The 26,243-nt window shown below is 43.6% G+C and carries 22 protein-coding genes; 9 read left to right on the forward strand and 13 right to left on the reverse strand.

Going from position 1 to position 26,243, the window contains the following annotated elements:
- Nucleotides 1-797: 797 nt before the first annotated feature.
- The 9 genes from DN068_RS02340 to DN068_RS02380 form a co-directional block, all read right to left on the reverse strand.
- Nucleotides 798-1,982: a M20 metallopeptidase family protein gene (locus DN068_RS02340; RefSeq protein WP_110997277.1), complete on the reverse strand. Its 1,185-nt coding sequence runs from the start codon at nt 1,980-1,982 to the stop codon at nt 798-800.
- Nucleotides 1,975-2,409 carry an SPOR domain-containing protein gene (locus DN068_RS02345; RefSeq protein WP_110997278.1) on the reverse strand — a complete coding sequence of 145 codons (435 nt, stop codon included), beginning with the start codon at nt 2,407-2,409 and terminating at the stop codon, nt 1,975-1,977. The genes DN068_RS02340 and DN068_RS02345 overlap by 8 nt, the downstream gene beginning before the upstream one ends.
- 22 nt (nt 2,410-2,431) lie before the next feature.
- A complete protein-coding gene (deoC, locus tag DN068_RS02350; protein WP_110997279.1) occupies nt 2,432-3,097 on the reverse strand; it encodes a deoxyribose-phosphate aldolase in 666 nt (221 codons plus the stop codon).
- Between the two features lie 314 nt (nt 3,098-3,411).
- Nucleotides 3,412-4,473 (reverse strand): T9SS type A sorting domain-containing protein, encoded by a 1,062-nt coding sequence (locus tag DN068_RS02355; protein ID WP_110997280.1) that lies wholly within the window; start codon nt 4,471-4,473, stop codon nt 3,412-3,414.
- Nucleotides 4,474-4,741: 268 nt separating this feature from the next.
- Complete coding sequence (icd, locus tag DN068_RS02360) at nt 4,742-6,010, reverse strand: NADP-dependent isocitrate dehydrogenase (RefSeq protein ID WP_110997281.1); 1,269 nt, start codon at nt 6,008-6,010, stop codon at nt 4,742-4,744.
- A gap of 176 nt (nt 6,011-6,186) precedes the next feature.
- A complete protein-coding gene (locus DN068_RS02365; protein ID WP_110997282.1) occupies nt 6,187-7,245 on the reverse strand; it encodes a sensor histidine kinase in 1,059 nt (352 codons plus the stop codon).
- Between the two features lie 9 nt (nt 7,246-7,254).
- Nucleotides 7,255-7,941: a response regulator transcription factor gene (locus DN068_RS02370; protein WP_110997283.1), complete on the reverse strand. Its 687-nt coding sequence runs from the start codon at nt 7,939-7,941 to the stop codon at nt 7,255-7,257.
- Nucleotides 7,942-8,071: 130 nt separating this feature from the next.
- Nucleotides 8,072-9,127: a T9SS type A sorting domain-containing protein gene (locus DN068_RS02375; protein WP_110997284.1), complete on the reverse strand. Its 1,056-nt coding sequence runs from the start codon at nt 9,125-9,127 to the stop codon at nt 8,072-8,074.
- 103 nt (nt 9,128-9,230) lie between these two features.
- The gene (locus tag DN068_RS02380) at nt 9,231-10,193 is read right to left on the reverse strand and encodes a hypothetical protein (RefSeq protein ID WP_110997285.1); all 963 of its coding nucleotides are present in this window, start codon (nt 10,191-10,193) and stop codon (nt 9,231-9,233) included.
- Between the two features lie 44 nt (nt 10,194-10,237).
- Between DN068_RS02380 and DN068_RS02385 the strand changes: the two genes are divergently transcribed.
- Entirely contained in the window at nt 10,238-11,005 is a 768-nt protein-coding gene (locus DN068_RS02385) for a 3'-5' exonuclease (RefSeq protein ID WP_110997286.1), read from the forward strand.
- A 137-nt stretch (nt 11,006-11,142) separates the two neighbouring features.
- Complete coding sequence (gene holA / locus DN068_RS02390; RefSeq protein ID WP_110997287.1) at nt 11,143-12,153, forward strand: DNA polymerase III subunit delta; 1,011 nt, start codon at nt 11,143-11,145, stop codon at nt 12,151-12,153.
- Between the two features lie 241 nt (nt 12,154-12,394).
- Here the strand turns inward: holA and DN068_RS02395 are convergent, their stop codons facing one another.
- On the reverse strand, nt 12,395-13,330 hold the full coding sequence (locus tag DN068_RS02395) for a bifunctional riboflavin kinase/FAD synthetase (protein WP_110997288.1): 936 nt from the start codon (nt 13,328-13,330) through the stop codon (nt 12,395-12,397).
- Nucleotides 13,331-15,067: 1,737 nt separating this feature from the next.
- Between DN068_RS02395 and DN068_RS22470 the strand changes: the two genes are divergently transcribed.
- The 7 genes from DN068_RS22470 (at nt 15,068) to DN068_RS02430 (ending at nt 23,441) form a co-directional block, all read left to right on the forward strand.
- A complete protein-coding gene (locus tag DN068_RS22470; RefSeq protein ID WP_394342322.1) occupies nt 15,068-17,245 on the forward strand; it encodes a DUF3857 domain-containing protein in 2,178 nt (725 codons plus the stop codon).
- Nucleotides 17,246-18,298: 1,053 nt separating this feature from the next.
- A complete protein-coding gene (locus tag DN068_RS02405) occupies nt 18,299-18,826 on the forward strand; it encodes a phage tail protein (RefSeq protein ID WP_110997290.1) in 528 nt (175 codons plus the stop codon).
- Between the two features lie 39 nt (nt 18,827-18,865).
- Nucleotides 18,866-19,399 (forward strand): phage tail protein, encoded by a 534-nt coding sequence (locus tag DN068_RS02410; RefSeq protein ID WP_110997291.1) that lies wholly within the window; start codon nt 18,866-18,868, stop codon nt 19,397-19,399.
- Nucleotides 19,400-19,429: 30 nt separating this feature from the next.
- Nucleotides 19,430-19,960, forward strand: a complete 531-nt coding sequence (locus DN068_RS02415) for a phage tail protein (RefSeq protein WP_110997292.1) — start codon at nt 19,430-19,432, stop codon at nt 19,958-19,960.
- Nucleotides 19,961-20,014: 54 nt separating this feature from the next.
- A complete protein-coding gene (locus DN068_RS02420; RefSeq protein ID WP_110997293.1) occupies nt 20,015-20,938 on the forward strand; it encodes a methionyl-tRNA formyltransferase in 924 nt (307 codons plus the stop codon).
- A gap of 42 nt (nt 20,939-20,980) precedes the next feature.
- The gene (locus tag DN068_RS02425) at nt 20,981-21,877 is read left to right on the forward strand and encodes a hypothetical protein (protein WP_110997294.1); all 897 of its coding nucleotides are present in this window, start codon (nt 20,981-20,983) and stop codon (nt 21,875-21,877) included.
- Nucleotides 21,878-21,917: 40 nt separating this feature from the next.
- Nucleotides 21,918-23,441 (forward strand): T9SS type A sorting domain-containing protein, encoded by a 1,524-nt coding sequence (locus DN068_RS02430; protein WP_110997295.1) that lies wholly within the window; start codon nt 21,918-21,920, stop codon nt 23,439-23,441.
- 111 nt (nt 23,442-23,552) lie between these two features.
- Here the strand turns inward: DN068_RS02430 and DN068_RS02435 are convergent, their stop codons facing one another.
- The 3 genes from DN068_RS02435 to DN068_RS02445 are packed head-to-tail and all read right to left on the reverse strand — an operon-like array spanning nt 23,553 to nt 26,229.
- Nucleotides 23,553-24,737, reverse strand: coding sequence for a hypothetical protein (locus DN068_RS02435; protein WP_110997296.1), 1,185 nt, complete (start codon nt 24,735-24,737; stop codon nt 23,553-23,555).
- A 3-nt stretch (nt 24,738-24,740) separates the two neighbouring features.
- Nucleotides 24,741-25,130, reverse strand: coding sequence for a hypothetical protein (locus DN068_RS02440; RefSeq protein ID WP_110997297.1), 390 nt, complete (start codon nt 25,128-25,130; stop codon nt 24,741-24,743).
- Nucleotides 25,131-25,167: 37 nt separating this feature from the next.
- The gene (locus DN068_RS02445; protein WP_110997298.1) at nt 25,168-26,229 is read right to left on the reverse strand and encodes a hypothetical protein; all 1,062 of its coding nucleotides are present in this window, start codon (nt 26,227-26,229) and stop codon (nt 25,168-25,170) included.
- Nucleotides 26,230-26,243: the final 14 nt, after the last annotated feature.

Below are 26,243 nucleotides of genomic sequence, written 5' to 3' on the forward strand. Positions count from 1 at the left end.
TGTCATACGCAAGTAGTACACTGCCATACGCAAGTAGTACACTGTCCTACGCAAGTAGTACACTGTTATGCGCAAGTAGTACAATGTCATGTGCAAGTAGTACACTGTCACACGCAAGTAGTACGCTGTGTTATTCAGGTAGTTCACTATCCTACTCTGGAAGTGCGATGCCGCAGGTGGGTTATACAATGGCAACCTGCAAGTTGTACAATAGAAAATCAGACATCAGCGATCAGACATCCGACATTCATTCAAGGTTAATAGATGTTAAAATTTGCAATACAAATTTCCACTTATCGTAAATTTAGGATAACAAAAATCAGTCATTATGAGAGGAGGTGGAAACTGGTTGCCGTTACTCGGAGTTCTGATAGTACTATTTCTTTTGGTGAAAGCGATGGAATGGGGCGTACATTATTTAGTGCATCGATTCCGGCACAGAAGGCATGTGCATCATTAATCTGGCGCGAGTGGAGGTTGCGTGAGGGATAGAAACGGAAAGCCCGCAGCGAAGCGAGGACTTGCAGTGAATAGCCCGACCCGCAGGGGCACGCCCAAATAAAATTAGTGCCGATACAATCGGACTGAATTCATTGAACAAGAATCGAGCTTGGAAGACTCGCCAGTTTGGACAATCGGCAGTCAGAGACTGCTATGTAATATAGACACGAGAGCGCTTCGCTAACGCTCGCGCCAGTGAATTATATATAAGAAGAAAGCGCTCCTTCGGAGCGCTTTCTTGTATGTTTAAATGAGTTGACTTTTGACGTTTCACGTTTGTCACCATTCACCATTCACTATTGCCCCAGCGCATTCAGCGCCAGCCAGGTCATCAAACCAGTGCCTGTTTTCAGGGCATCTTCATCAATGTCAAAATGGGCATTGTGTACAGACGCAGTAAATTCAGTACCTCCTCTGTTGGTTCCCAAGCGGTAAAAACAACCGGGAACTTCGTGTGAGTAAAATGCAAAATCATCAGCTGTCATACGGAGATCCAGCAGTTTTACATTGTTATCGCCGAGAAATTGTTTCGCCCATGATTCGGCTTGTGCAGTAAACACAGGGTCATTGAACAAAGATGGATAACCCTTCGGAATTTCCACCGTGCTCGTTGCCCCGTATGCAGCGCAAGTATGATGCGTGATGTCTTTAATCCACTGATGCGCTTCATTGCGCCATTTTTCATCCATCGTGCGGAATGTACCTTCAATTTCCACTTTGTCTGGAATTACATTATTCACATGTCCGCCGCTGATGCGTCCGAAACTTAACACCGTCGGGATAATAGGATTCGCTTTGCGCGAAACGACCTGTTGCAGATTGGTGATGAGTTGTGCAGCGATCGCAATCGGATCAATTGTGGTGTTTGGTAAAGCGGCATGACCGCCTTTTCCTTCTACCGTAATATAAATTTCATCCGTGCTCGCCATATATTGACCCGAACGGAAACCAACCACACCGGCGGGCAGCGTAGGGTATACGTGCTGTGCAATGATTGCCTGCGGACACGGATTTTCCAATACACCAGCAGCAATTAGTAAGCTTGCACCGCCCGGATGTTTTTCTTCACCGGGTTGAAAAATCAGTTTAATCGTGCCTTCCCATTCGTCTTTCATTTCGTTGAGAATGCGCGCCGCACTGAGCAGGCAAGTTGTGTGTACATCATGACCACATGCATGCATGACACCTTCGTTTTGAGAACGGTAGGCTACATTATTAGCTTCGAGAATAGGCAGCGCATCAAGTTCAGAACGAAGTGCAATACAACGTTTGCCCGGATTTTTCCCTTCAATTAATGCGATGACGCCAGTGCCGGCAACTACCGTTTGATTGGTGATACCATATTCCGTCAGTTTCGAAGCAATGAAATTAGACGTCTGGTACTCTTCAAATGAAAGTTCCGGATGTGCATGAATATGATGGCGGATCGCCTGTATTTCAGAAAAGTGTTCTTCTACTTTTTGGCGTATTTCGTTAATCATCTTTTTGTGTGTTGGTTAATTCTACAATGTCTGGCACAATCATACAAGGGGAATATAAAGTGCTGACTTGTTGATATATTTTTTGTGCTTCTGCCCGCGTCGCAAAATCACCCACTTTTACGCGGAATTGCGGTTGTACATATGTCATATAGGTACGGATACCGGGAAAGCGACGCATAAAATCAAGCTTTATTTCGGATGCCTTAGCACGATCGCTGCCGCTGTATATCTGTACGCGGAAGCCGTGTGTGGAGCGAATGTAGTTCCGTTGCTGTGGTGCGTGGCTTTTGGTGACAAGTGCCAGCCTGGAGTCTGCATGAATAACAACTCCGCCGGTATCATTGGCGCTATAAGAAACCTTCATCTGTGCAAAGCCCGTAAGAGCGCTGCAGCAAAGGCAAAAGAAAAAACTTAGAAACAATCGCATGAATAAATGTTTTTGGTCGGAATTATTGAGCGGTAGCTTCTTTTACTATTTGCACACCAGCCGAACAACCGATGCGTGTAGCGCCGGCGTCAATCATTTCCTGAGCCGCTGCGAAGCTACGAATACCACCTGATGCTTTGATCTCAATATTTTCCGACAAATGAGATCGCATTAATTGCACTGCATGGATGGACGCACCACTAGGAGCATAACCGGTAGATGTTTTCATAAAATCTATGCCAAAAGGTGCATAATGTTGGCAGCAGGCTATTATTTCAGCATCAGTGAGTTCGCCGCTTTCAATGATCACCTTTATTTTTTTTCCGGCATTATGTGCCAGCTTTGTACACGAGCCGATTTCTTCCTCGAGTAATGTCCAGTCGTTATTTTTTAATGCAGCAATATTATGTACAATATCCAGCTCGTCCACGCCATCGGCCAGTGCCTGTCTGATCTCTTCTTGCTTGGCACCAACGCTGCTGTAGCCAAATGGAAAGCCAATAACGGTTGCTGTTTTTACCGGCGAACCCTCCAGTAACTGCTTGGCCATTTTTACAAAGTACGGCGGTACGCAAACTGCGGCGAAGGAATATTGAATGGCTTCTTCGCACAGCTGTTTGATGTCGGCGACTGTAGTCGTTGGTTTCAGAATTGTATGATCGATATACGACGCAATGTTGGAATGCATTGTGCTGATTTTGACGCGGTAAAATTAGGTAATTAAAAAGTCAAAAGTCAAAGGTCAAAAGTCAAAAGCACGGGTTATATAATTTCATGTCATGTCGAGGTAACAAGACACTCGCCCAACACGGGATTGTAGAATTCAACGTGAGTAATACAAAAAACGGATCATTGCGAAGAAGTACGACATGGCAATCTTTCCGATTGTTTGGAGCATCGAGCGGTTGTGTCGCCGCGAGAACCTTTCGGTTCAATTTATGGTGACAAAAAAAGCCGCTGTGAACAGCGGCTATGTGTAAAAGCTTATTTGAATTTTCAGACTTATAATTTCTGGATCGTTGTAAAGCCGATCTGATCAGCACCGTTAGATGTGCGAACCAGATACTGTCCTGCAGCTTGCTTGCTGAGGTCGATATCTGCTTTACCACCTTGAGCTGCTACCAGTTTGCCGCTCATATCATATACTTCAATTGCAAATTCACGCCAGTTTGCAGGAATATTGATGTGGAAAACGCCGTTAGACGGATTCGGATAAGCGCTAACAGCTACTTTTTGAACAGTTACATTGTTGATACCGGTAGGTTTTGTACGGTAGATATCACGGTAGCGGGTAAACATCGGAACAGTAACGCCACTAACGGTAGCGGTTTCAATCCACAATGCCGGGAATTGATCGTTTTGAGTCAGCCAGTAGTAATCGGTTGTGCTTCTGGTGATCGCGAATGAAGCACCGTTGTAAGTGATAGAATCAGTTTCCACTGATGTAGACGCAAGGCGCAAACAGCTGGTAGCCGTAGGATAATAAGGCGTTTTAATAGTACCCCAGCCATCTACATCAGAAATACGGTAACCTTTACCTTTTAGTGAACCGACACTAGGTACCGAAGCACTAAATGCAAAAGTGGTGCTGTCGTGGTTCCCAAAGTTCATTGGGAAGATGTACCATTCGTCTTCATCCTGATAGTTTGCTGCTACCGGAAGGCCCATGAGGGTAATGCCGTAGGCTACAGCATTTAAGCTGGATGCAGAACCGTTCGTTCTTTTCAGGAAGAATGTATAAGGATCGTGTACCGTAATACCGCCGAAGCCAATAGAGTCAATCAGTTTGAAACCAAAAGCATTGGTGGGAACACCAAATAAAATGAAACCGGAATTTGCCTGTGCTACCGTTTTCCAGCTCTGAACATTTTGTGTGTCCATAACCATTGTTGAAAAATCCCAACTCATATTAGCACCTGTGGCCAATGACAGGTTGCTGTCTACCGGCGTGCTGTAGCGGAATGTATCACCGGCAGCTGCAATGATGTTATCCTGGATGGTAATTTGTGCTTTCGCGAGTCCTGCAGTAATGAGCAGGGAAAACATGAGTAAGATTCTTTTCATAATTTCTGATTGATGATGTGAAAGTAATATGTTTTAATACAACTGTTACCAGGGGTTTCTACTTATATTTGATTTTTTTCTTTTCCTGCGACATGTTGCAGATAACGAATGACTTAGCGCAATTTTCATGCCATTTTTGAAGCAGCGGAGTCATTATTCTTCAAAAGCGGCTATTACCAAGCTAAATTTTTTTTGAGCGCAAATATGAAAAAATAAAGTCCGCCAATTGGCGGACTTTCCTTTGTAGTTAATCTAAAGCAGAAATAGATTAGAGGTTTTTAACCAGTTCGTGTGCGAACTCGCTTGTTTTCAGCAAGGTTGCATCGTTCATCAGGTTGTAGAAATCGATTGTAACGCGTTTGCGCATGATTGTTGTGCTCAGTGCGTTTACAATTGAATCCGCAGCTTCTTTCCAACCCATGTATTCCAGCATCATCACACCGCTCAGCAGCAGAGAAGACGGATTCATCGTGTCGGTATTTGCAAAGCGCGGTGCGGTACCGTGTGTCGCTTCGAATACTGCGTGACCAGTTACGTAGTTGATGTTTGCACCCGGAGCGATACCGATGCCTCCAACAGCCGCAGCCAGCGCGTCAGAAATATAGTCACCGTTGAGATTCAGCGTAGCTACTACCGCGAAATCTTTCGGCGCCAGCAGGATTTGCTGCAGGAAGTTATCGGCAATCACATCATTTACGATGATTTTACCGTTTGCCTTTGCCATTTTGATTTCTTCGTTGGCCGCTTCTTCACCGAGGTTTTTCTTAGTTTCTTCCCATTGAGCCCAGGTGTAGACTTTATCACCAAACTCGCGGGTAGCCAGTTCATAGCCCCAGTTTTTGAAACCACCTTCGGTAAATTTCATGATATTGCCTTTGTGCACCAAGGTCACAGTTGGACGGTGATGTTCAATAGCATATTCGATGGCCGAACGGATGAGGCGCTCAGAACCGTCTTTAGAAACTGGTTTTACACCAAATGAAGTTGTTTCCGGGAAACGTACTTTTTTAGAAACACCCAGTTCCTGCAGCAAAGCGAATACTTTTTTCGCTTCAGGAGAGTCGTAGTTAAATTCGATGCCGGCGTAGATATCCTCAGTGTTTTCACGGAAGATTACCATGTCCACATTTTCCGGATGCTTCACCGGTGAAGGCACACCCTGGAACCATTGTACCGGACGCAGACAAACGAACAGGTCGAGTTCCTGGCGCAGTGCAACGTTGAGGGAACGGATACCACCGCCTACAGGTGTAGTAAGGGGTCCTTTGATAGAAACAATATATTCACGGGCAACATCCAGTGTTTCGGCTGGCAGCCATTGTCCCGTTTGGTTAAAAGCTTTTTCTCCGGCCAGCATTTCTTTCCATTCGATGCGGCGTTTTCCGTTGTAGGCTTTCTCTACAGCTGCGTCGATAACAGTTCTGCTGGCGCTCCATACATCCGGGCCGATGCCGTCGCCTTCAATGAAAGGAATAACTGGGTAGTCAGGCACCTGGAGTTTTCCATCAGCACCCATAGTAATTTTTTGCGGAGTCATATTATATTAAGCTGAATTTTAAAAGAGCGTAATTGCGCTGCAAAATTACGACAATTCAGCTATTTGGGCAATTGGTCAATTCGTTAATTCGTTAAATGGGCGATGTGCTAAATATGTTGAATGTGATTAATGTGCATGTGGGTTCACATTGATCGCATTTAGACACATTCGTCACATTAAGAAGTGCGTCCATGATCCAGCGTAAACCCAAACGATGAGCCTACTCCGAGTTTACTACGGACGGTAACGGTTTGATTGTGGGCTTCTACGATGTGTTTCACAATAGCGAGGCCAAGACCTGTACCGCCGATATTGCGGGCCCGGCTGCGATCGGCCCGGTAGAAACGTTCGAAAATACGCGGCAGATGTTCTTCGCCGATACCAGGACCATCATCTGAAATTTCTACGTAGACATGTCCTTCATCCATTTCATAACAGCCTGCAGTTACAGAACCGCCTTCATAGCCGTATTTCATGCCGTTTTCAACCAGATTGACCAACACCTGGTGGATTTTTGGTTTGTCTGCATAAACGACGATTGGTCGTTCTGTGCCCTTTTTAAATTCGAGGTGAATATTTTTTTCCTTTGCTTTCAGCGAAAGCTCTTCGTAGATGTCTTTAATTAAATCCTGGATAACGAACGATTCCTGGATAATTGGAATTTTACCGGATTCCAGCTTGGAAATCTGATTCAGGTCATCGACCAGCTGTACGAGGCGATCAATGCCTTTGGAAGCGTTTGTAAGGAATTTTTTATTGACATTCGGATCTTCCAGTGCACCACCGAGTAATGTATCTACATAACCCTGCACTGTAAAGATTGGCGTGCGCAACTCATGTGCCAGGTTACTGAGAAATTCCTTGCGGAAACGTTCATTTTCCTGCAGCGATTCAATTTCGTCTTTCTTCTGTGTTGCCCATTTCTGCACATCCTTGCTTACTTCTTCAATCGATTTCTGCGGGAGAATATTGTTGTAGAAAAACTCTTCTTTTTTGGTTGCTTTAGTCTGGTAGATAAATTTATAGATCAGTTTGATCTTGCGGTAAATAAAACGCTGCAGGGTATAGTAGTATAAAGAATAAGTGATCACAAAAGTGATCACAAATACTATAATCGGTAAATACCATTCCGATTTTACAATAAGACTGAGTAAGGCGTTGGCTGATGAAATGATTAATGCCGTAATGAACGACAGTAATCTTGGGGAAAGGTTTTTTGTATCAAGAAAAGACATGGTTTAAAACTACGCCATTTCAAATTTGTAACCTACACCTTTCACCGTTGTAATCAGATCAATCCCTACCTTCTGGCGGATCTTGCGGATATGCACGTCGATCGTGCGATCACCTACAATTACATCCGTACCCCAAACGCGTTGCAGAATTTCATTACGTAAAAACACGCGGCCTGGTTTAGAAGCCAGCAATGTCAGCAATTCAAATTCTTTTTTCGCGAGCGAAATTTCTTCCGCTTTGTAAGTAACGCTGAATTTCGTTTTGTTGATTTCCAGATCGCCGAAATTGAGTTTCTGCTCCTGATCTTCCTCTTTGCGGGTACGGCGGAGCGCAGCGCTGATACGCGTGGCCAGCAGTTCCGGTTTGATTGGTTTGGCGATATAGTCATCAGCACCAGTTTTAAGACCGGCGATTTCTGATTTTTCATCGCTCAAAGCGGTGAGGAAAATGATGGCCGTATTTTCAAAGTCTGGCATCTGACGCAGTTCTTTCAGCGTTTCAATACCGTCTTTGTTTGGCATCATCACATCGAGTAGAATGAGATCTGGCATAAATTCACGAGCCTTGCGGATCGCTTCAACACCATCGCGAGCTGTAGAAATATGATAACCCTTGCTCTTGAGGTTATAACTGATGAATTCCACGATATCTGGTTCATCATCTACGATTAGTATTTTTCCTGGTAGCACTTCCATAATTTCCTGACGCAATAATAGGACACGTAAAGTTAACTAAAGTTGGGAGGCGTATTATGTTTGTGTTAACATAGCGCGTATTTAATGTTAAGTGGCACTTTACTTGCTGGCATCCAGTTGGTAAAACTGGTTAATTTTTTATGAATTGTTGATTAATATGCACGCCGGAAATGTTCAGATCTGCAAAATAAATGCCGGCGGCGAGCTGATTGATGTTTAACGGTAGTGTTGTGGCGCCGGATTGACCATAATGATTTTCTTGCTTAAGCACTACGGTACCATTAGCAGCCATCACTTTTACCACTACATCGCCTGGCTGTTTTAGCTCGAAACCAAGATTGACGGTATTCTGTGCGGGATTCGGAAAGCAGGTAACCTTGTATTTCTTAGCGACAATTTCGTTGACTGCAGTTGGGGTACCAGTTGCATAAAAGAAAGAAGTGCCGCCCGTATTCGTTATCGATCCGTTGGGATGAAAAATTTGCCCGAAATCACTTTCAGAATATAGTAGAGGCGTGTGAATGCCAGGATACAGCCAATAGGTTTCTATGGTTAGATCTATGTAAATGTCTTGTTGCATGTAAGTAGTATCTGTGGTGGTACTAGTTATTTTTAATACGTTGTTAAATGTGCCAGAAGGCAACGTCAAACTTCCATAAGCAACGACATTGCGATCAATGATACCGTGTGTGGTCTCCGTGTCGTTACTTGACGGCGCAGTAAAAATTTCATTAATTGTGTCTATATAGTGCGTATTGTAAGTAAGCGGATATCTAAAAACCGAACGAGGATTTGTTACCCAGCCAATGGCCCCACCCGAAGTATCCCCATATCCGAGGTATTTGTAGCTGCTACTGTCAGCATTGTAATAATAATAAATAGTGTCTGACGGATTGTATTGAATGCGAAGGTTCGCGTCTGGGAATGAAAATGCCCCCGGTGTACCAACGGGCGATGAGTAAGCAGATGTAATTGTATTAATGTAACCTTGGGTTTGCGATAAATTGGAAAAATCCCACGCTTGATTTGCCCCGTTTGCTCCTAAATTTAAAGATTGATTGTTTTTCGATTTTATTTCAATTGTTTCTCCTGGCACCGGATTTACATCATACCCATGAATAACAGGCTGTGCATAGACGCCGATAAAAGAGGCTACAGAAAGGAGAAATAGTAATGTTTTTTTCATTTTTTAGGATTTAGCGTAAATAAATTTAATGTAGTAGCAGGAAAATAAAAAGCCTCCACAGCATACTGTGGAGGCTTTTTACACTATTATGAAAATTGTTTGCTTAGTGCAGTGTTACACTGCCGCTGCCTACTTTATAACCATCGTTATAAATTTCGATAGCGTATGTACCTTTTTGGTAGTCGCTGTCTTGATGCCAGTCGATTGTTACGTCTTTCACTGGCTGATTTTGCTGCAGTTGAACCGTTTTAACCATCGTATAGTTCAGAGACGCGCCGTCAGCTGTAGTTGTAATACCTGATCCGTAAGCAGCATTGCTCAGCAGTTTGCCATCAGGACCAGAAACACGCAGATACAGTTCTTTCGGACCGTTTTCGGCGATGCGGTTTTCATCGATATCGAAATAAATGCGCAGAAGATCTACACGTTTAGCTTTTTCTGTTTCTTTTTCTTTTTTACCACCACGACGCAGATCAATTGGAACCATGCGAATATTAGAAGCGTGCAATACCGCGCCCAGACGTACTTTTTGTTGCAAGCCTGTGTTTGCGGTCACTGTGGAGTCACGTTCTTTGGTCAGTGACGTATTCGCGTCAGTCAAATTTTTGTTTTCGCCTTCTAGTTCAGCAATGCGTTCTTCGTAACCTTTTACTTTACCGTTCAGTTCTTCGATCAATTGATGAGCGCGGCGCAGTTCTGCTTTAGATGCGTTTGACTTGCTCATGATTGATTGCACTTCCGCTTTCATTTTTGCGATTTCACCGTCTTTATCAGTGATTTCTTTGTTCAGCGCAGTGTTTTTCGAAACCAGGTCATCCAGTCTTGCCAGAGCGGCGTCATATTCTCCCTTGACAGTGTTACGGTCCAGGATGGTAGAGTCTACCGTTGTGACCATTTGTTGATTCTGGGTAGAAAGCTTATTTCTGTCGATGAGTAAATAGATAATGATAGCGGCGAGTGCGGCAATGATAATCCCAAAGATGAGATTGGTGTTGCTTTTGGGAGATTGATTCGGACCTTTTGACGGGTTTTGTTGAGATGTCGGTTGATTCATTTCTTGACTCATGTGCAACGTGTTTTTTGTTTTACTTTTAGTTATAAATATGCTCAATGAATTTTACTGCTGACCAATTAAGTGCGGTCCTTTTTATCGATATAGAAACCGTGCCATGTGCCCCATTATTTTCCCAAATTTCCCCGGGTTTGCAGGAACATTGGCTTCATAAAGCAAGATATATAAAAAACGCGAATGCTGAAAGTGCTACAGACGAAGAACTTTTTAGTGAGCGGGCGGGGATTTACTCGGAATTCGCCAAAATAGTGTGTATTGGCCTTGGTTGCCTGGTTAAAAAAGAAAAAGAATGGAATTTATTACTCAAATCGATCCATGGAGACGATGAATTTGCGTTACTAAATTCGTTTAATGACGCAGTAAAAAAGTTTGCAGACAATCATCGCAATTTTCGTTTTTGCGGCCATAATATTAAGGAGTTTGACATCCCTTTTATCTGCCGCAGAATGATGATAAATGGCATTCCGTTGCCGCCATATCTGGACCTTGGCGGAAAGCGCCCATGGGAAGTTTCACACATCGATACGCTGGAACAATGGAAATTCGGAGACCACAAACATTTTACTTCATTAGGACTTCTTGCGGAAATTTTCGGTATTCCTTCACCCAAAGATGATATTGATGGTAGCATGGTTGCAGATGTGTACTGGAAAGAACAGAATTTGGAGCGCATTGCAAAATATTGTTCGCAAGATGTGGCTACCGCAGCGAAAGTATTGCTGAGCATGAGTAATTACAGGAACATAATTCCGGAGATGGAAATAATTAATACCCAAACACCCCCATCCCCTGAAGGGGCGTCTTAGCGCGGGCTTCGCTAACAGTTCAGAACATGCAACTGACAATTTGAAATATTGTTTAATAAATGTGGATGCTCGCGCAATGATACCCTTTCAGAGGATAGGGTATTGACCATTCACCATTGACCATTACTTTTGCATCCATGACCGCCGAGTTTAAAAAACTGATTCAATCGCTGCAATCCAAACAATATGCGCCTGTGTACCTGATAGACGGGGAGGAACCGTATTATCTGGATCAGATCACGGAGTATTTTGAGGATCAGATTTTGCAGCCCTCGGAAAAGGATTTTAACCTGATGGTGCTTTATGGTAAAGAAGTAAGCTGGGCGGATGTGGTCAACGCCTGTCGCCGTTTTCCCATGTTTGCCGAGCGCCAGGTGGTGATTCTGAAAGAGGCATCACAACTGAAAGATTTCGGAGAATTAGCGGGCTATATTGAAAAACCATCGCCATCAACCGTTTTCCTCATTGAACACCGTTTTAAGAAAGCGGATGGAAGAAGTAAAGTCGTGAAACTGGCTAAGGAGAAAGGTTTCTATTTCACATCCGAAAAGATCAGAGACGAGCAGGTGCCTGGCTGGATTAACCAATATGGTGATCAGATCGGATTTAAAATTGGTCATCGTGAGTCTGAAATTCTGGCAACTTATCTCGGTAACGATCTGCAGAAAATTGCCAATGAAATACAAAAAGTACGGATCAACGTTCCCGAAGACAAAGAACTGACGGCGCAGCTTATCCAGAAATACATTGGTATCAGCCGTGATTACAATATTTTCGAATTCCCGGAAGCATTGACGAGTGGCAACAAAGAGAAGTTGTACCGCATGCTGTCTTATTTTATTTCCAATCCAAAATCGGCACCGATGCCGTTAGTAGTTGGCGCATTTTATACTCATTTCAACCGGATGTATCAGGCGCAGTTTTTACAAGGCAAGCCGGAGAAAGAAGCCGCTGCAGCACTTGGTACTTATCCGAGCCGCTTGCGGGAAATCATGGCTGCCGCACAGCGTTGTCCGTTGCCTAAAGTAGAACGCTGTCTGATGTTGCTCGCTAAATACAGTACTTACGCAGTTGGTATCGATAACCTTACCGACGATAGTGAATTATTGAAAGAGATGATTGGGAAAATGGAATTGGCACTTTCTTAAAGTCAAAAGTCAAAATATCAATTGACAGTTGACAATGGACAGTTACTTGTGTTGTTGTGTGAATCTTGCAATGTGGCTTCGTCTCCGCTCAGGGGTGACCCTCGTTTTACTATACTCATGCTGTAAAACATGAACAATTACGCGTGTTTGTTATGCCGACGCAGGAGGCATCTCACGTAATGTGAAGTTCTCCTTCTTTGGAAGAGTTAGAGGAGGCAGATACCCGCGCTGTAACTCCCCTTTAGGGGTTGGGGGTTAATATTTGCGTTGCAGTCTCTTTATCGTTGTGCAGTGCTTGTTTCAGTTCATCCAGCGATCCGAATTTCTTTTCATCGCGAAGGCGGGAAATAAAAGCCACTTCCAGCGTTTCGTTGTAAATATCTGCGTTGAAATCAAATAGGTTTACCTCGATATGGCGGATCTTCTCTGTGGTCACCGTAGGGTTGAAACCGATGTTCAGCATGCCATTTAGCCAGGTTTCATTGTGACGCACACGAACAGCGTATACACCATTTGCAGGTACTAGTTGTTCCGGATCAGATGGGCGGATATTGGCAGTAGGGTAACCAATCGTACGGCCTCGCTGTGCGCCGGCGATTACTGTTCCTTCAACACTGTACGGGCGGCCGAGCATATGTGTAGCCTCGGCAACGCGGCCATCATTGAGTGCTTTACGGATTTTCGTAGAACTCACAGCAGCGGCATCAATCAGTTGTGCAGGAATTTCATCTACATGATAATGGCATTTGCCCGCATATTGCTTCAGCAAAGAAATATCACCGGTACGGTCATGTCCGAATTTGTGATCATAACCAATGATGATGCAATCAGGGTGGAAATTCTTTACCAGAAATTGCTCGATGTATTCGGTGGCACTAAGGTTGGCGAATTCCTTCGTAAAAGGAATTACCACTACATGTTGTATGCCTGCTTCCATGATAAGCGAAACTTTTTTTGAAAGCGGAGTCAGTAATTTTAAGGGCTGGTCCGGAAACAACAATTTACGTGGATGCGGCTCAAAGGTCAATACCACTGATTCGCCATGCCGTTCTGCTGCCAATCTTTTCAGTTCTCCGAGAATCGCCCGGTGACCGAGATGTACGCCGTCGAAAGTACCGATGGTAATCACGGCATTGTGAAAGGCGGGCAGTTTTGTGATATCGTAAAATACAGCCATGAGATACGTTGCCGCGCAAAGGTAGCAGATTCCTTCATTTAAGGCGACAGATAATAAAATAGAGGTATAAACGTTGGTTGAAAAACCCTTAAAAATTTACTTTTAAAATTCGTGCAAACGCTTATTTTGTGAGTCTATTAAGCATTTTTAGATTTGAAAAATATGAAACGTCTCGGATTATTGACCCTACTGGTGGCGTCCACCATGACAGCTGCATTTGCACAATCTTATCAACAGGGAATAGACCTTCTGAAACAAAACAAACGGGCTGAAGCGATTTCCGTTTTTGAAAAATTACAGAAAAACGAAAAAGATGGCCCTAAAGCCTCTTTGGCTCTGGCTTTGATCGATGCTGGCAACGGGCATTATCTACAAGGTTTTCGTCATTTTAAAACATTTTTTGATGGCTCCTCTAATCCATATGCTTATGTTTATGCCTTATCCAATTCAGGAATATTTACCTACGGAGAAAGCGCTACCAGCAAGGAAGTGAAGCAATTCCTGGAACAATTGGCCGAAGATCCGAAAGCGGATGAAACCACGCGTTCATTTGCCTACGAACAAATTGCCAGTCGTATGGAGGATGTGGGTAAAATTGAAAACGCCAGAGAGACTTATAAAAAGCTGGCCGATATTGGTCCGTGGACAACGGTAGGTACATTTGAAAATGCTTCCGGAAGCGGGTTTAATAAAGATTACGGTGTGCTCACACATCCTGATAAAACATACAATTTCACCAACAGGACCGGCGCGCAGGTATATTGGTTTGATATGCCAGTTCCGCGCAATGACCGCTGGTGGGACAACGAATACCAATATGACATCACCAATTCGCTGATCTATTCGCAGACATTCGTCAACAGCGAGACAGATCGCGATGTGGTAATGATGGTTGGCGTTTCCGGTTCGATGAAAATATGGGTGAATGATTTTCTCGTTGGTTCAGAAAGTGAGGAAAGAAACACAGACAACGATGTGTATAACTATGTTGTCAAACTGAAAAAAGGCTACAACCGCATTTTGTTGCAGCTGGGTGCCAGTGAAATTACCAACTCTAATTTTATGGTGCGTTTCACAGACACCAATGGTCATCTCATCACAAATCTGACGGCAACAGGCGCATCAAAGCCATATACCAAAGCAGATCCTTACGAAGTAAAACAAATACCGTTTACACCGGAGGAATTCTTCGAAAAACGTACTGCTAAATATCCGGATGACATGGTTGCCAAAATCATGTTGCTGAATGTGTATAACCATAACGATAAACGTTACGAAGCACGTAAAGTAGCTGCGAATCTTAAAGCTATAGCGCCTTCTTCTACACTCGTTTCCGAGTACATCATTGAGGCATTGAGCCGCGATAAAAACAGTACTGATGTAACTAAAGAAATGGAGGCCATTAAAAGCAAAGATCCCGAAAGTCTGTATGGTCTGATACTTCGCTATGATGATGCATCCGGCAAAGAAGACTGGGATGCTTGTTCCAAAATACTGGATAAGCGGATTGCGCTTTATGGCTCAAATGAAGATACACGAGCTAAAGAAATAGACTTGCTGAGCGAGAAAAAAGAGTCAGATAAACTATTAAAAGCAGTTGAAGATGCTTACCGCGATTATCCGAACAGTATCACTTTTGTAACGCTGGAATATCTTTTCAAAGCCAACGGCTCAAAGGATTTGAACGCTGCCGGTTCTGTATTGAGAAACTATCTGAACCGAAACTATAATGTAAAAATGTATGAGCTGCTGATTTCAAACGATCTGAAAACAGGCAACGTTGAGGACGCCATCGGCATTTATAAACGACTCATCAAAGACGCACCGTATGGCATTGGCTATTACACGAAACTGGCCAATATCTATGATGAAATGAAAGACTACAGTTCGGCTCTGGAATGGCAGCAGAAGGCGATTGACAGAGCGCCATACATTGGTTCATTCTACTATGATAAAGGTATGATGTATGATGCGATGGGCGATAAGGACAACGCGAAGGAGATGATGAAGAAAGCCATCATGTATTCGCCCACAAACTATGAAGCACGTAAAAAACTGCGTACACTAGATGGTAAGAAAGATTTGTTCGAATACTTCAGGCCAAATGATGCTGAAGCGCTGTACAAGCAAGCTTTAGCTGATAAAAAAGATATCAAGGAAAATGGTGTATTTCTACTCGATGATAAACAGCAGGTAGTGTATCCGGAAAACGGAGCTGTGGAAGAACATGTGGAATACCTGATACAGGTAGTTACGCAATCGGGTATTGATGATTACAAAGAAGTGAGCCTGCCTTACAATGCATACACACAACGTCTGATTGTAGAGAAAGCAGAAATTTTTAAACAAGACGGCAGCAAAGTGCAGGCAGAAACAAACGATAATGATCTTGTCTTCTCTAGTCTTGAAAAAGGCGATGCAATTCACATTTCATACCGTTTGGAAAATTCTTATTACGGCAAACTGGCGGAGCATTTCTGGGATGATTTTAATTTCAATGGTAGCTATCCGGAGCAGATTGCACGTTACAGCCTGATTGTTCCTTCGGATAGAACCTTCCAATACAAAGTATACAATACCAAACTGGATCCTGTAATCTCTGACGCTGATGGTTACAAAATGTACGTGTGGGAGAAAAAAGATATTCCATCGCTGGAACCAGAGCCGTATATGCCTGCGCGTGCAGACGTTGCAGAAAAGCTGGTGATCACTTCCATTCCTGACTGGAACTATGTAGCGAATTGGTACAATGATGTAAGCAGTGTAAAAGCAAAAGCAGATTTTGAAGTAAAAGAAAAAGTAAAAGAACTGCTCGATACTTACAAGCCACAAACCGATCTGGATAAAGCCAAGGTATTCTACAATTACATCGAATCAAATTGCCATTACAGCAACGTTCCTTTCCTGCATAGCGCACTGGTGCCACAGCGTGCATCGCGTACGCTGAGCACGAAACAGGGCGACTGTAAAGATCTTGCAACTCTGTTTGTGGCGATGTGTAAAGAAGCAGGATTGAACGCTGGTTTAGTGCTCGTGGATACACGAAATAACGGTGATAATAACCTTGATCTGCCTACCATCGGATTTAATCATTGTATCGCGCGCTTGCAAGTTGCCAGCGGCGAAAATTATCTCGTGGAGCTGACTGATAATCATCTGCCGTTTGGTGCGATGGGCTCCGAACTGATCAATGCAAACGGTTTGTTTATTCCACACGAAAATGAAGTGATTACCAATGCCTCGCTCGTAAAGCTGGATTCTAAACTTCGTGGTACAAATATTAGCGACAGACAGACTACGCTTGCTTTTAATGGCTCACAGGCATCCATTCGCCGCGTGGTTTACAAAACAGGAGCGGAAGCATCAGAAATTCGTTCCGGTTATGTGGATACCAAACAAGATGACCGCATTAAAGGGCTGAACAGTAATCTGACTTCAGAATTCAACAAAACGCTGAAGATTGATAATTTTGATCTGAAGAACCTGGAAAGCTTGTCGGACAGCGTAGTGATGGATTACAAATTCACAGTAGATAATTTCACGAGCAATATTGTAGGCATGGAAGTGTTTAAAATGCCTTGGGCCGAGTCTTTCAAATCGGTAGATTTTGTTTCTCTGGATAAACGTAAATACAATCTCACGCTTTATGGTTTGAATGAAACGCCAATAGAAAGAGAGATTATCACGGTGAAACTGCCAACGGGTAAAAAACTCGCGGAGCTGCCGAAAAACATTTCAATCAAATGCCCGATTATGACGTATGATCTGAGATATAGCGTAAAGGCGGATAAACTCGTAGTAACGCGTGAAGTGAAATATCTGAAGGATGCAGTGACGCCGGAAGAGTATACTAGTTTCAAAACCTTTATCAGCAAGGTGAACGAAGCTGATAATAAACAAATGGCTTTGAAATAAGCTAGCAGAAATTAAGGATACAGAGCCGGTTCGTAAGGACCGGCTTTATTTTTTGTTTTTAAGTCTGTCGTTAACAACTCCGTTAAGAATTTCTGTCGGCGAAAAAACTGTTCAGATATTGTAGTTGTATTCTTTTTGAAATGCCTGCCAGTATTGTGTTTAAGGGGAGCTGACAGTGTTCCGGAAATCGGGGATTATAAAATAAATAATCACCTATTCGATAATAGCGTGTTAACGGTCCTTTGGTAAGGTATTCGTTTACATGTCGTTAACCACATATGGTGAAAACTTGATCCATCTTTGTGTTATCAAACGAAGCGAAAAACAATAACGAAAGCAATAATTAGAAACGAAATAATAACCCGGCCGAAACGAAAGCAGCAACCAAAGAACAAACGAATACTAAAATAACGAAAGCGGAAACTGAAAGCGCGAAAGCAACAAACCGATACCCCGAAACGAAGCAACGAATTAATTATAGCAGCAAAAAGATAGTCCCTAAAGAAACGAAAGCGCCCAAACAATAAACGAAGCGACTAACTAAAGAATAAAAGAACCCCTTAAGTAACGAAAGCCGAAACGAAAACAAACCAAAGACAAAGTGTAAGAGTGATAACCAGGGAGTTAAAATATATTTTCTGAGTGCGCGAAAGTAACAAACCGATTTTCTAATCCCCGAAGCGGAAGCAGGCTTTACATAGGGGAGAAAAAGCGAGGCAGTAGATACTGCTTCGCTTTTTGTTTTCTCAGAGGGTACGTATTTTGTTGTTTGTTAATGTATTTTGGGCATTTTCGTTAGAAAACGTATTTGATTCGTGCCCTTATTTACGCAATTTGATTGGTAATTCTTTATATAGTTTAATTAATCAAAAAAAAAGCCCTCAGTCCTACTAAATTCCAAAGTAATTTATACTTTAGCATCCGGATCATATGAGTACTTCTGTCAGGAACGAATGTAATTAAGAAGAATCGTCCTATTTACTGGGGAGGAAATAGAAGATAGAAACGAAAGATCCCAAAACCGTAACGCTTAACCATCAAAACAATAATTCCATGGATCAGTATCTGGGAGAAATCCGCATGTTCGGCGGCAATTTCGCGCCGATCGGCTGGGCTTTATGCAACGGCCAAACATTATCAATTTCCGAAAATGAAGCACTGTACAGTTTAATTGGCACCACTTATGGTGGCGATGGCGTGCAGACATTTGTGCTGCCTGACCTGAGAGGTCGTGCACCTATCCACCAGGGACAGGGTAACGGCCTGACTAACCGCGTAATGGGCCAGACAGTTGGTACTGAAAGCGTGACGCTGAACACGCAGCAAATGCCAGCGCACTCGCACGGCTTTAATTCGTTCAACAATTACGGCACTGCAGCGAGCCCTGCTCAAGGTTTTCCTGCGAAGTCTACAGATGCACAGTTTAATGGTACGCCTAATTATGCGACTTCAACGAATGGCCTGATGAATGCGGCAAGTGTACAACCATCTGGAGGCACACAACCGCATGAGAACTTTCAGCCTACGCTTGCAATTAATTACATCATTGCAACGACCGGTGTTTACCCAACGCAGGGGTAGTAGCTAAATGCTTTTTTCACAAACAAAAAAAATTCGATAATGGATAATGTATATGTAGGAGAAATTCGCATTTTCTCTATGGGCTTCGCGCCAAAAGGTTGGGCGCTTTGCAATGGCCAACTGTTGTCAATTCAACAGAACCAAGCGCTGTTTTCCCTGTTAGGCACTACTTACGGTGGTAATGGTACAACTACTTTCCAATTACCAGATATGCGTGGTCGCGTAGCATTGAATTCCGGCCGTGCACAGAGCGGTACTATTTATAATTTGGGGGAAAATGCAGGTACAGAAAACGTAACCCTGCAGATCAATAACCTGCCAATGCACAACCACGTCGTGGCTGCGATCACCACTCCCGGTACAATTGGCAATCCTGTGGGCGGGTTTTTCGCCAATAGTCAGGATGCAACTTTTAACGGTGTTCCGGTATATGTTCCTTCGGGTCAAAATGTAATCATGAATCCCGGCGCCATCACCAATACAGGTGGCAATCAGCCGCACAATAATATGCAGCCAAGCCTGGTAACCAATTTCTGTATCGCATTGCAAGGCGTTTATCCGTCAAGAAGCTAAACCAATTTCACACAAACAAAACTTTATATCATGGAACCATACGTAGGTGAAATCCGCATGTTTGCGGGTAATTTTGCACCAGCAGGCTGGGCGCTCTGTCAGGGTCAGCTCATGGCTATTCAACAAAACACTGCATTGTTTTCTCTTTTAGGAACAATGTACGGTGGTAACGGTACTTCAACCTTTGGCTTGCCTAATCTTTGTGGTACTGCTCCGGTGGCATTTGGCCAGGGCAACGGTCTGCAGGAATGGGCACAAGGTGAAGTACAGGGTTCAGAAGGCGTCACGCTTTTGACTACCGAAATGCCGGCACATAACCACAACATCGCTGCTAATAACCAATCTGGTAGTGTAGATATTCCAACTAACGCTTATCCGGCCAATTCGCAGGATCCGCAATTTAACGGTAATACGATTTACGCTACTACTGCACCGAATACGACAATGAATCCAATGGCACTCGGCGTTACCGGCGGCAGCGTACCACATAACAATATGCAGCCTTATCTGGTTGTCAATTATATTATTGCGCTTCAGGGTGTGTTTCCGCCAAGAAGCTAGGCATAACTAATACCCGGGGTTGCTGTAACTTTACAGCAACCCCTTACCATTATCATGAAAATCGGAATTATATCAAACGGGGACGTTTGTACTGCGCTGTTGTATTTTTTGAAACAAAACAGAGCAGACGTTCATTTATTTCTTGAAAAATCACGCGATAAACAAGAGGGAGTAATGCATGCCTGTCATGCAATGCAAATACCGCTGACACATGCCGCTGACCAGTCGCTTTATGACTGGGTTTCTACTCTTGCTCCAGATATCATTTTTGTAGTTGGCTACGGCCAGCGTATCAAAATCGCTGCTTTTCCTTCGATTCCTCAGGGTGTCTACAATGTCCATTTTGGCAAATTGCCTGAATACCGGGGTCCTTCGCCTGTTTTCTGGCAAATGAAAAACGGTGAGCCAACAATTGGCGTGACCATTCATAAACTTGTTCCGAAATTGGATGCAGGCGCCATTGTCTGGCAAAAGGAAATTCAGAATGAACCGCATTTTACCTACATCTACGTTAATGCTGTTTTAAGTAATGCTTTCCTGGAAGGTGTTGTTTACATTCTGCAAAATTTATTGACAGGTAAAACATTGTCTGAAACAGTTCAGGACGAAACACGTGCGCATTATGATGCACGACCTGCATTGAAAGATATCGTCATAGATTGGGAAACGATGTCTGCAATGGAGATCAGAAATCTGATACGTGCCTGTAATTCCTGGAATATGGGCGCAGCAACACTTTACGAAGGGATGGAAGTGAAAATTCTTGATGCAGACTGCGGTTCGGCGATACATGATTCCGCTCCAGGTACTATTCTGACGCTTAATGAACAAATGCATGTTGCCTGCCGCAACAATGAAATACTGTTCATTAATATATTGAACCTCGATGGTTCTATAGTACCGGCAAAAAATGCCGCGTTATTCGGCTTTATAAAACAAAAACAATTTAAGGGAATAAACCAATTACAAACAACCTAAACAACAATTTTAGAGAACATTAATTAATTAAACAAAACAACCATGAAAAAGATCGTTACCTCCATTGCATTATTATTTGCTGCCGGATTTGCAAATCAATCGGAAGCCCAGTCTGTAGCTATCAACAGCACTGGTAATGCTGCAGATACTTCTGCGCTCCTCGACCTCACCAGCACTGCCAAAGGTATATTGGTGCCCCGCATGACTTCTACACAAAAAGCTGCTATCTATTTGCCGGCAACAGGTTTGATGGTATTCCAGACAGATGCGCCAGCGGGTTTTTACTACAACTCTGGCACGGGTGCAAGTCCGGTTTGGAATTTATTGCAAACTTCCATTGCGAATGTGACCACTCAAGGCAATACTATTAATGCGGCCAGTGGTTTAGTAAAATTGGATGCTTCCGCAAAAATGCCTGCTGTGGATGGTTCTGCGCTCACAAATTTGAACGGGTCCAATATTTCTTCTGGTACAGTAGCTGATGCTCGTCTATCTACCAATGTTACAATGTTTGGAAATACTACAGTGAATACGGCGAATGGCCTGGTGAAACTTGATGGCTCTGCTAAACTTCCTGCGATTGACGGTTCTCAGCTGACTAACCTGCCAGCTTCTTCACAGCCGCAATCGCAGCCGATATCAATACCTCTGGTAAGTGGTACTGGTTATACGATAACGGCGTCGGCTAACAGAATTTATCTGCTCAATTTTCAAACGGTGGTACCAGGTACGTTTACCGTTACTTTGCCTGCTGCTAATTCTTATACTTCAGGGACAATACTTCATATTTCCTGGGTAAATGCGGGCGGATCGATCACTTTGTATGTGGCTTCTACGTCAAACATTTATGCAGCGGGTGCGCCGGCCACTTCTGTCAATTTGGGCAACGTTAACAACACACAGTTTATTACAGACGGCACAAACTGGTATCGCATTTAGTGTATAAAGTTTTATTCTTTTCACCTCCAATTTTTGAACCATGAAAAAATATCTCTTTATACCAGTCGGGCTGCTTGCATGTATGCAGGCCGATGCACAAACACCAGTGCTTAATTTACACACCAATGTTCAGATGGTTACTTCAGGTGCCGTGCACGTGGTAGTGACTAACGGCAGCACTAATATCGAATCAGGCAGCACTATTAATATCTCCTCTGGTAGCTTAACGATGCATAGCCTGATTACCGGCATCGGTGGCTTTTCGAGTGCTGGTACCGGCGATCTTAAAATGTTACTGACTAATGTAAATGGTAATATTGGTACGTTGAACCTGGCTGGCAGCAACACTATCAAAAGTCTCTCGGTAAGCCTTACAGGAACCAACTCTCCGTCTATAACACTGGGCAGTGATTTGACCGTTACCAACAACGTTACGTTTACGAGCGGTTACATAATGCTTGGCAACCACAATCTCACTGTGGCGAGTAGTGCTTCGGTAACTGGTGGCAATAGCACCGCTTATGCGGTAACTAATGGTACCGGCCGGTTTACGATCCAAAATGTCGGTACGGGGGGTAAAACAGGTTTGACTATTTGGCCCATAGGGGCAGTTGTAGGGTCTTATACACCAATGGGTTTAACAAATAGCGGTACTGCCGATAATTTCAGCGTTGGCGTGTTGGGAGGCGTTTATAGTTCGTACAGCAATGACGTTCCTTCTTCTGCACCACTTACTACGAACGCGGTAAACCGTACCTGGATAATTTCAGAAGGGACCCCCGGTGGTTCTAATGTAGCGTTAACGGTACAATGGAATACGGCTGAAGAACTTTCAGGCTTCACCAGATCGGCTTGTTATCTGTCGCACTACAGCAATGCCACTAATAGCTGGACGCCAGGAGCAACAAGCTCAGCTTCCGGTGCTAATCCGTATATCAAAACACTGAGCGGTATCACCAGCTTTTCTCCGTTTGGTATCGGCAGTGGTGTATCCCCATTGCCACTTGATCTCGTAGCGTTCACCGGCAAAATGACCGGCGAAGATGCAATGATCAACTGGACGACAATGAATGAAAGTAACGTGCGCGATTTTGTGCTGGAACGTTCTGTTTCCGGTTCTGACTTTACGGCGATCAGCACTATGAAACCGCTGGCAACTGCGGATCTGCAGAAACAATATCAGTATCGCGATGCAAACATTACAACATTGAATGCACCACAAGTTTTCTATCGTTTGAAAATCGAAGACAATAATGGCGAATACAAATATTCGGATGTAGTTGCACTAAACGTGGATCGTACTAACCAGCCGGCCGTGGCAATTGTGCCAAATCCGATAAGTGGAAACGTACTGACTTTAAACACGAGTGGCAGCACCAAAGGAAATGCTACTGTGAAAATCGTAGATCTTACGGGTCGTGTTCAGTTAGCTACAACCATTACGGAACAAGACTTTCAGAGCAGTAAAATCTCTTTCGATGTGGCGAATCTGATTCCAGGTTTTTACATTCTTCAGGTAGAAAGTAACGACTGGAAACAGTCTCTGAAATTCAGCAAGCAATAATTTTTCTGAATTCGATCTAAATAAAATGCCCGCAATTTTGCGGGCATTTTATTTTAAGTAAAAATCAAAATGGGGAAGCAATCACAAATCTTCAATCACCAATCGTCAATATCATTGCGGTAAGCTGGCTTGTTCATTTCCGAAGCCCCAGGCAATGCCGAATAATGTAAGCAGCTTCGCTTTCTCTACGCCGAAATCCTTGCCGAACGTGCCGTTGAGGTAAAGGTTGTCACCAATACGGTAGTTGATAAAACCAACCAGTCTTTGTGACTGTAATGATGGTCCTGTAGAATAGTTTCGGTAGACACCTTCTGCACCAATATTTAAACGGTCAAATTGTAGTGAAAGTTTTCCACCCACATCAATTGCGTTAGATGAAGTGACCACACCATTGTCAAGCGTATAACCATCGTACATGTAACGCGCATAACCAGCAATGCTAAAATAGTTTTTTGTGGAATCGCCAATGCCCAATGGAAGGTTAAGTGAAACAGTTGTCCAGACGCCCAGTCTGCCCGTTTTCCAGGTCGTATCTCCAATACCGTACATCGCATAAGCGCCCGCAAAATCCCATGCGAAAATAGGTTTCTCGTCTAGCGTACTTTGAACCTGTGCGGCTAATGCATCCGCTGTCATTTTTTTCGCAGCCTTAAGACTGTCTCTCATACCCGCGAGCTCTTTCGACCGCGATGCTTCTAATTGAACATTACCGGTTCGGGCTGCCGATCTGTAAATACTGTCGTTCATGTCATCGCCGATTTCAGCCAGGGCAGTGTTATGCCAGGCGTCAATTGCATTACCTAGTTTTTTTGCATAACCTGCGCGGTGAATTTTAATCAGCGTTGTACGGACACCCGCTGAAAATACTTTTTGTGTAGTGGTAAAGGTATCAGGCACCATATCCTTATTCACAAAAGCCATTGATACACTCGCGAATTTGAAGGAAGAGAAAGCATTTTCTTTCCATTCGTCTGCATTGGTAATATCGTTGTGTTGTTTTTTTAGTCCGGTAAAATTGTACACATTTCTATTGGCTGGTAAAACCCACCAGTAGGGAGTAAACTCTGCAGAATAGTTCTGTGGCCATCCCTGGGAGTTTTCAATATTCTGCAATACACCCAGTGTAAAAGCTTTTGGGGTGCTTGGCGTTTCTATCAAAGTAGGTGAAACATCCACCAGTTTAAAAGCACTGGATTGCGGAACACTTAGCTGACTCACATCGAAGGTTGGTGTGGTTTGGGCATTCGCTAAATAGCCACCCAGCAATAAACCAGCGACGATAAATAATTTTTTCATGATCTAGTAAAGACTGATGTTTTTATAAAGCTCTACATCTGTGTAATCGCCGTAGATATCGTTCTTAAAGTCGAAAGAATATTCTGCGTGTCCTTGTTGTCCGTTATCTAGTACATACAATGCTTTTAAGCCGTTAAATTCTGCCTGGCGCGCGTTTATATCTTTACCCGTGATGTGGATTTTTGTAGTGATAGAAAGTGTAGATCCCTGAATACTAGCGGCTGTTCCAATAGTCGTCTGACGAATATCGCCGGTGGCATCGCTGGAAGCTGCTACTGATGTCGTCGTAGTGTCGGTCAGCGTAAAAGCTCTTGTAGCGGCCATTCCTGTTGTTGTGATATCAACTGCAAGTTTCACCTGTTGTGTTCCGTTTCCGGTTTGGTACTTGTCCATGGTGTGTTTTTAATGATGATTTTGATGGTGAAAATTATTAGTAACTATTCGGTTTTTTATTGGTAACTGCTGTTGCAATTTTGTTGGAAGCATAAGGAACAACACCAAGACCCAATGCAATCAGTACTGCCGAAAGTCCGCTTAAATCAGGTGCTTTGCCAAAGCTGATATAATAGTAAATGAAAAAGCAGCTCAAACAGGTAGCGAGCGTAAGCGTAATCACCGAAGAGAAAAACGCAATCAGACGACTGCTGCTCGGGCGATAATTTCCTTTCACTTTTTGTATCGCATCTGCATATTCAGACGCTGTCATTTTTGGTTTTACAGGTATTGCATTTGGTGTAATTGAAGTTATTTTTTGTCCACCCTGAATTCCCGAAGTGCTTGCCTCCGAATCTCCGCTTCCTGTGTCGGATGTGCCGGCTGTTGCCGCATCTGTTGAAGGCGCCGGAATTGAAATATTTACATTAGTTGTAGTCAGTGATCCCGCATCTGTATTTATTTGTGGCACGTTCAGATCATTTACCGGCGCAGGTGTAAGTGGAGGCGCCGGTGGGGGCGCAGGGAGCTGGTCGGTATCGGCATCCGCTGCCGGATTTTCTGTCACTGTTACACTTGCTGCTGGCATTGCATCCGGACGGAAGAATGTATTGGTGATTTCAATTGTGGCAGGTAATACCGAAGGAATCATGGTCGCATCTTTCGACGCCATTTGCACTAATGTCGCCGGATTATAGGCAGGATTTACCACGGTTATTTTGGCTTCATCATTTTCTGTAAGGGCTTCACGTAAATTAAATTTCTTCAATGCCCCAAGACCTACAACCATGAGCACAATAAAGAATGCTGCGGGAAGCAACGCAAATAAATACGTCATCGGTTTATAAGCCAGATCAGTTGGCTGCGGCGGCAAGAACGAATTGTTTGTATCTGCGATTGCTGTGCTGATTTGCGTTTGAACCGGCGGTGGGGCAGTAGATGCATTGGCTGGCATTTGTGTATTTGCGCCGTCGATATTTTGTGTGCCTGCACTATCATTCTGTGCAAATGAAAGTGTCGCAGAAAATAACAAAAACAGAAAAATGAAAAATGGTCTCATGATGTATTGATTGA

The organism is Taibaiella soli (genome assembly GCF_003236175.1).
In the GTDB taxonomy this organism is placed as follows: Bacteria; Bacteroidota; Bacteroidia; order Chitinophagales; family Chitinophagaceae; genus QKTW01.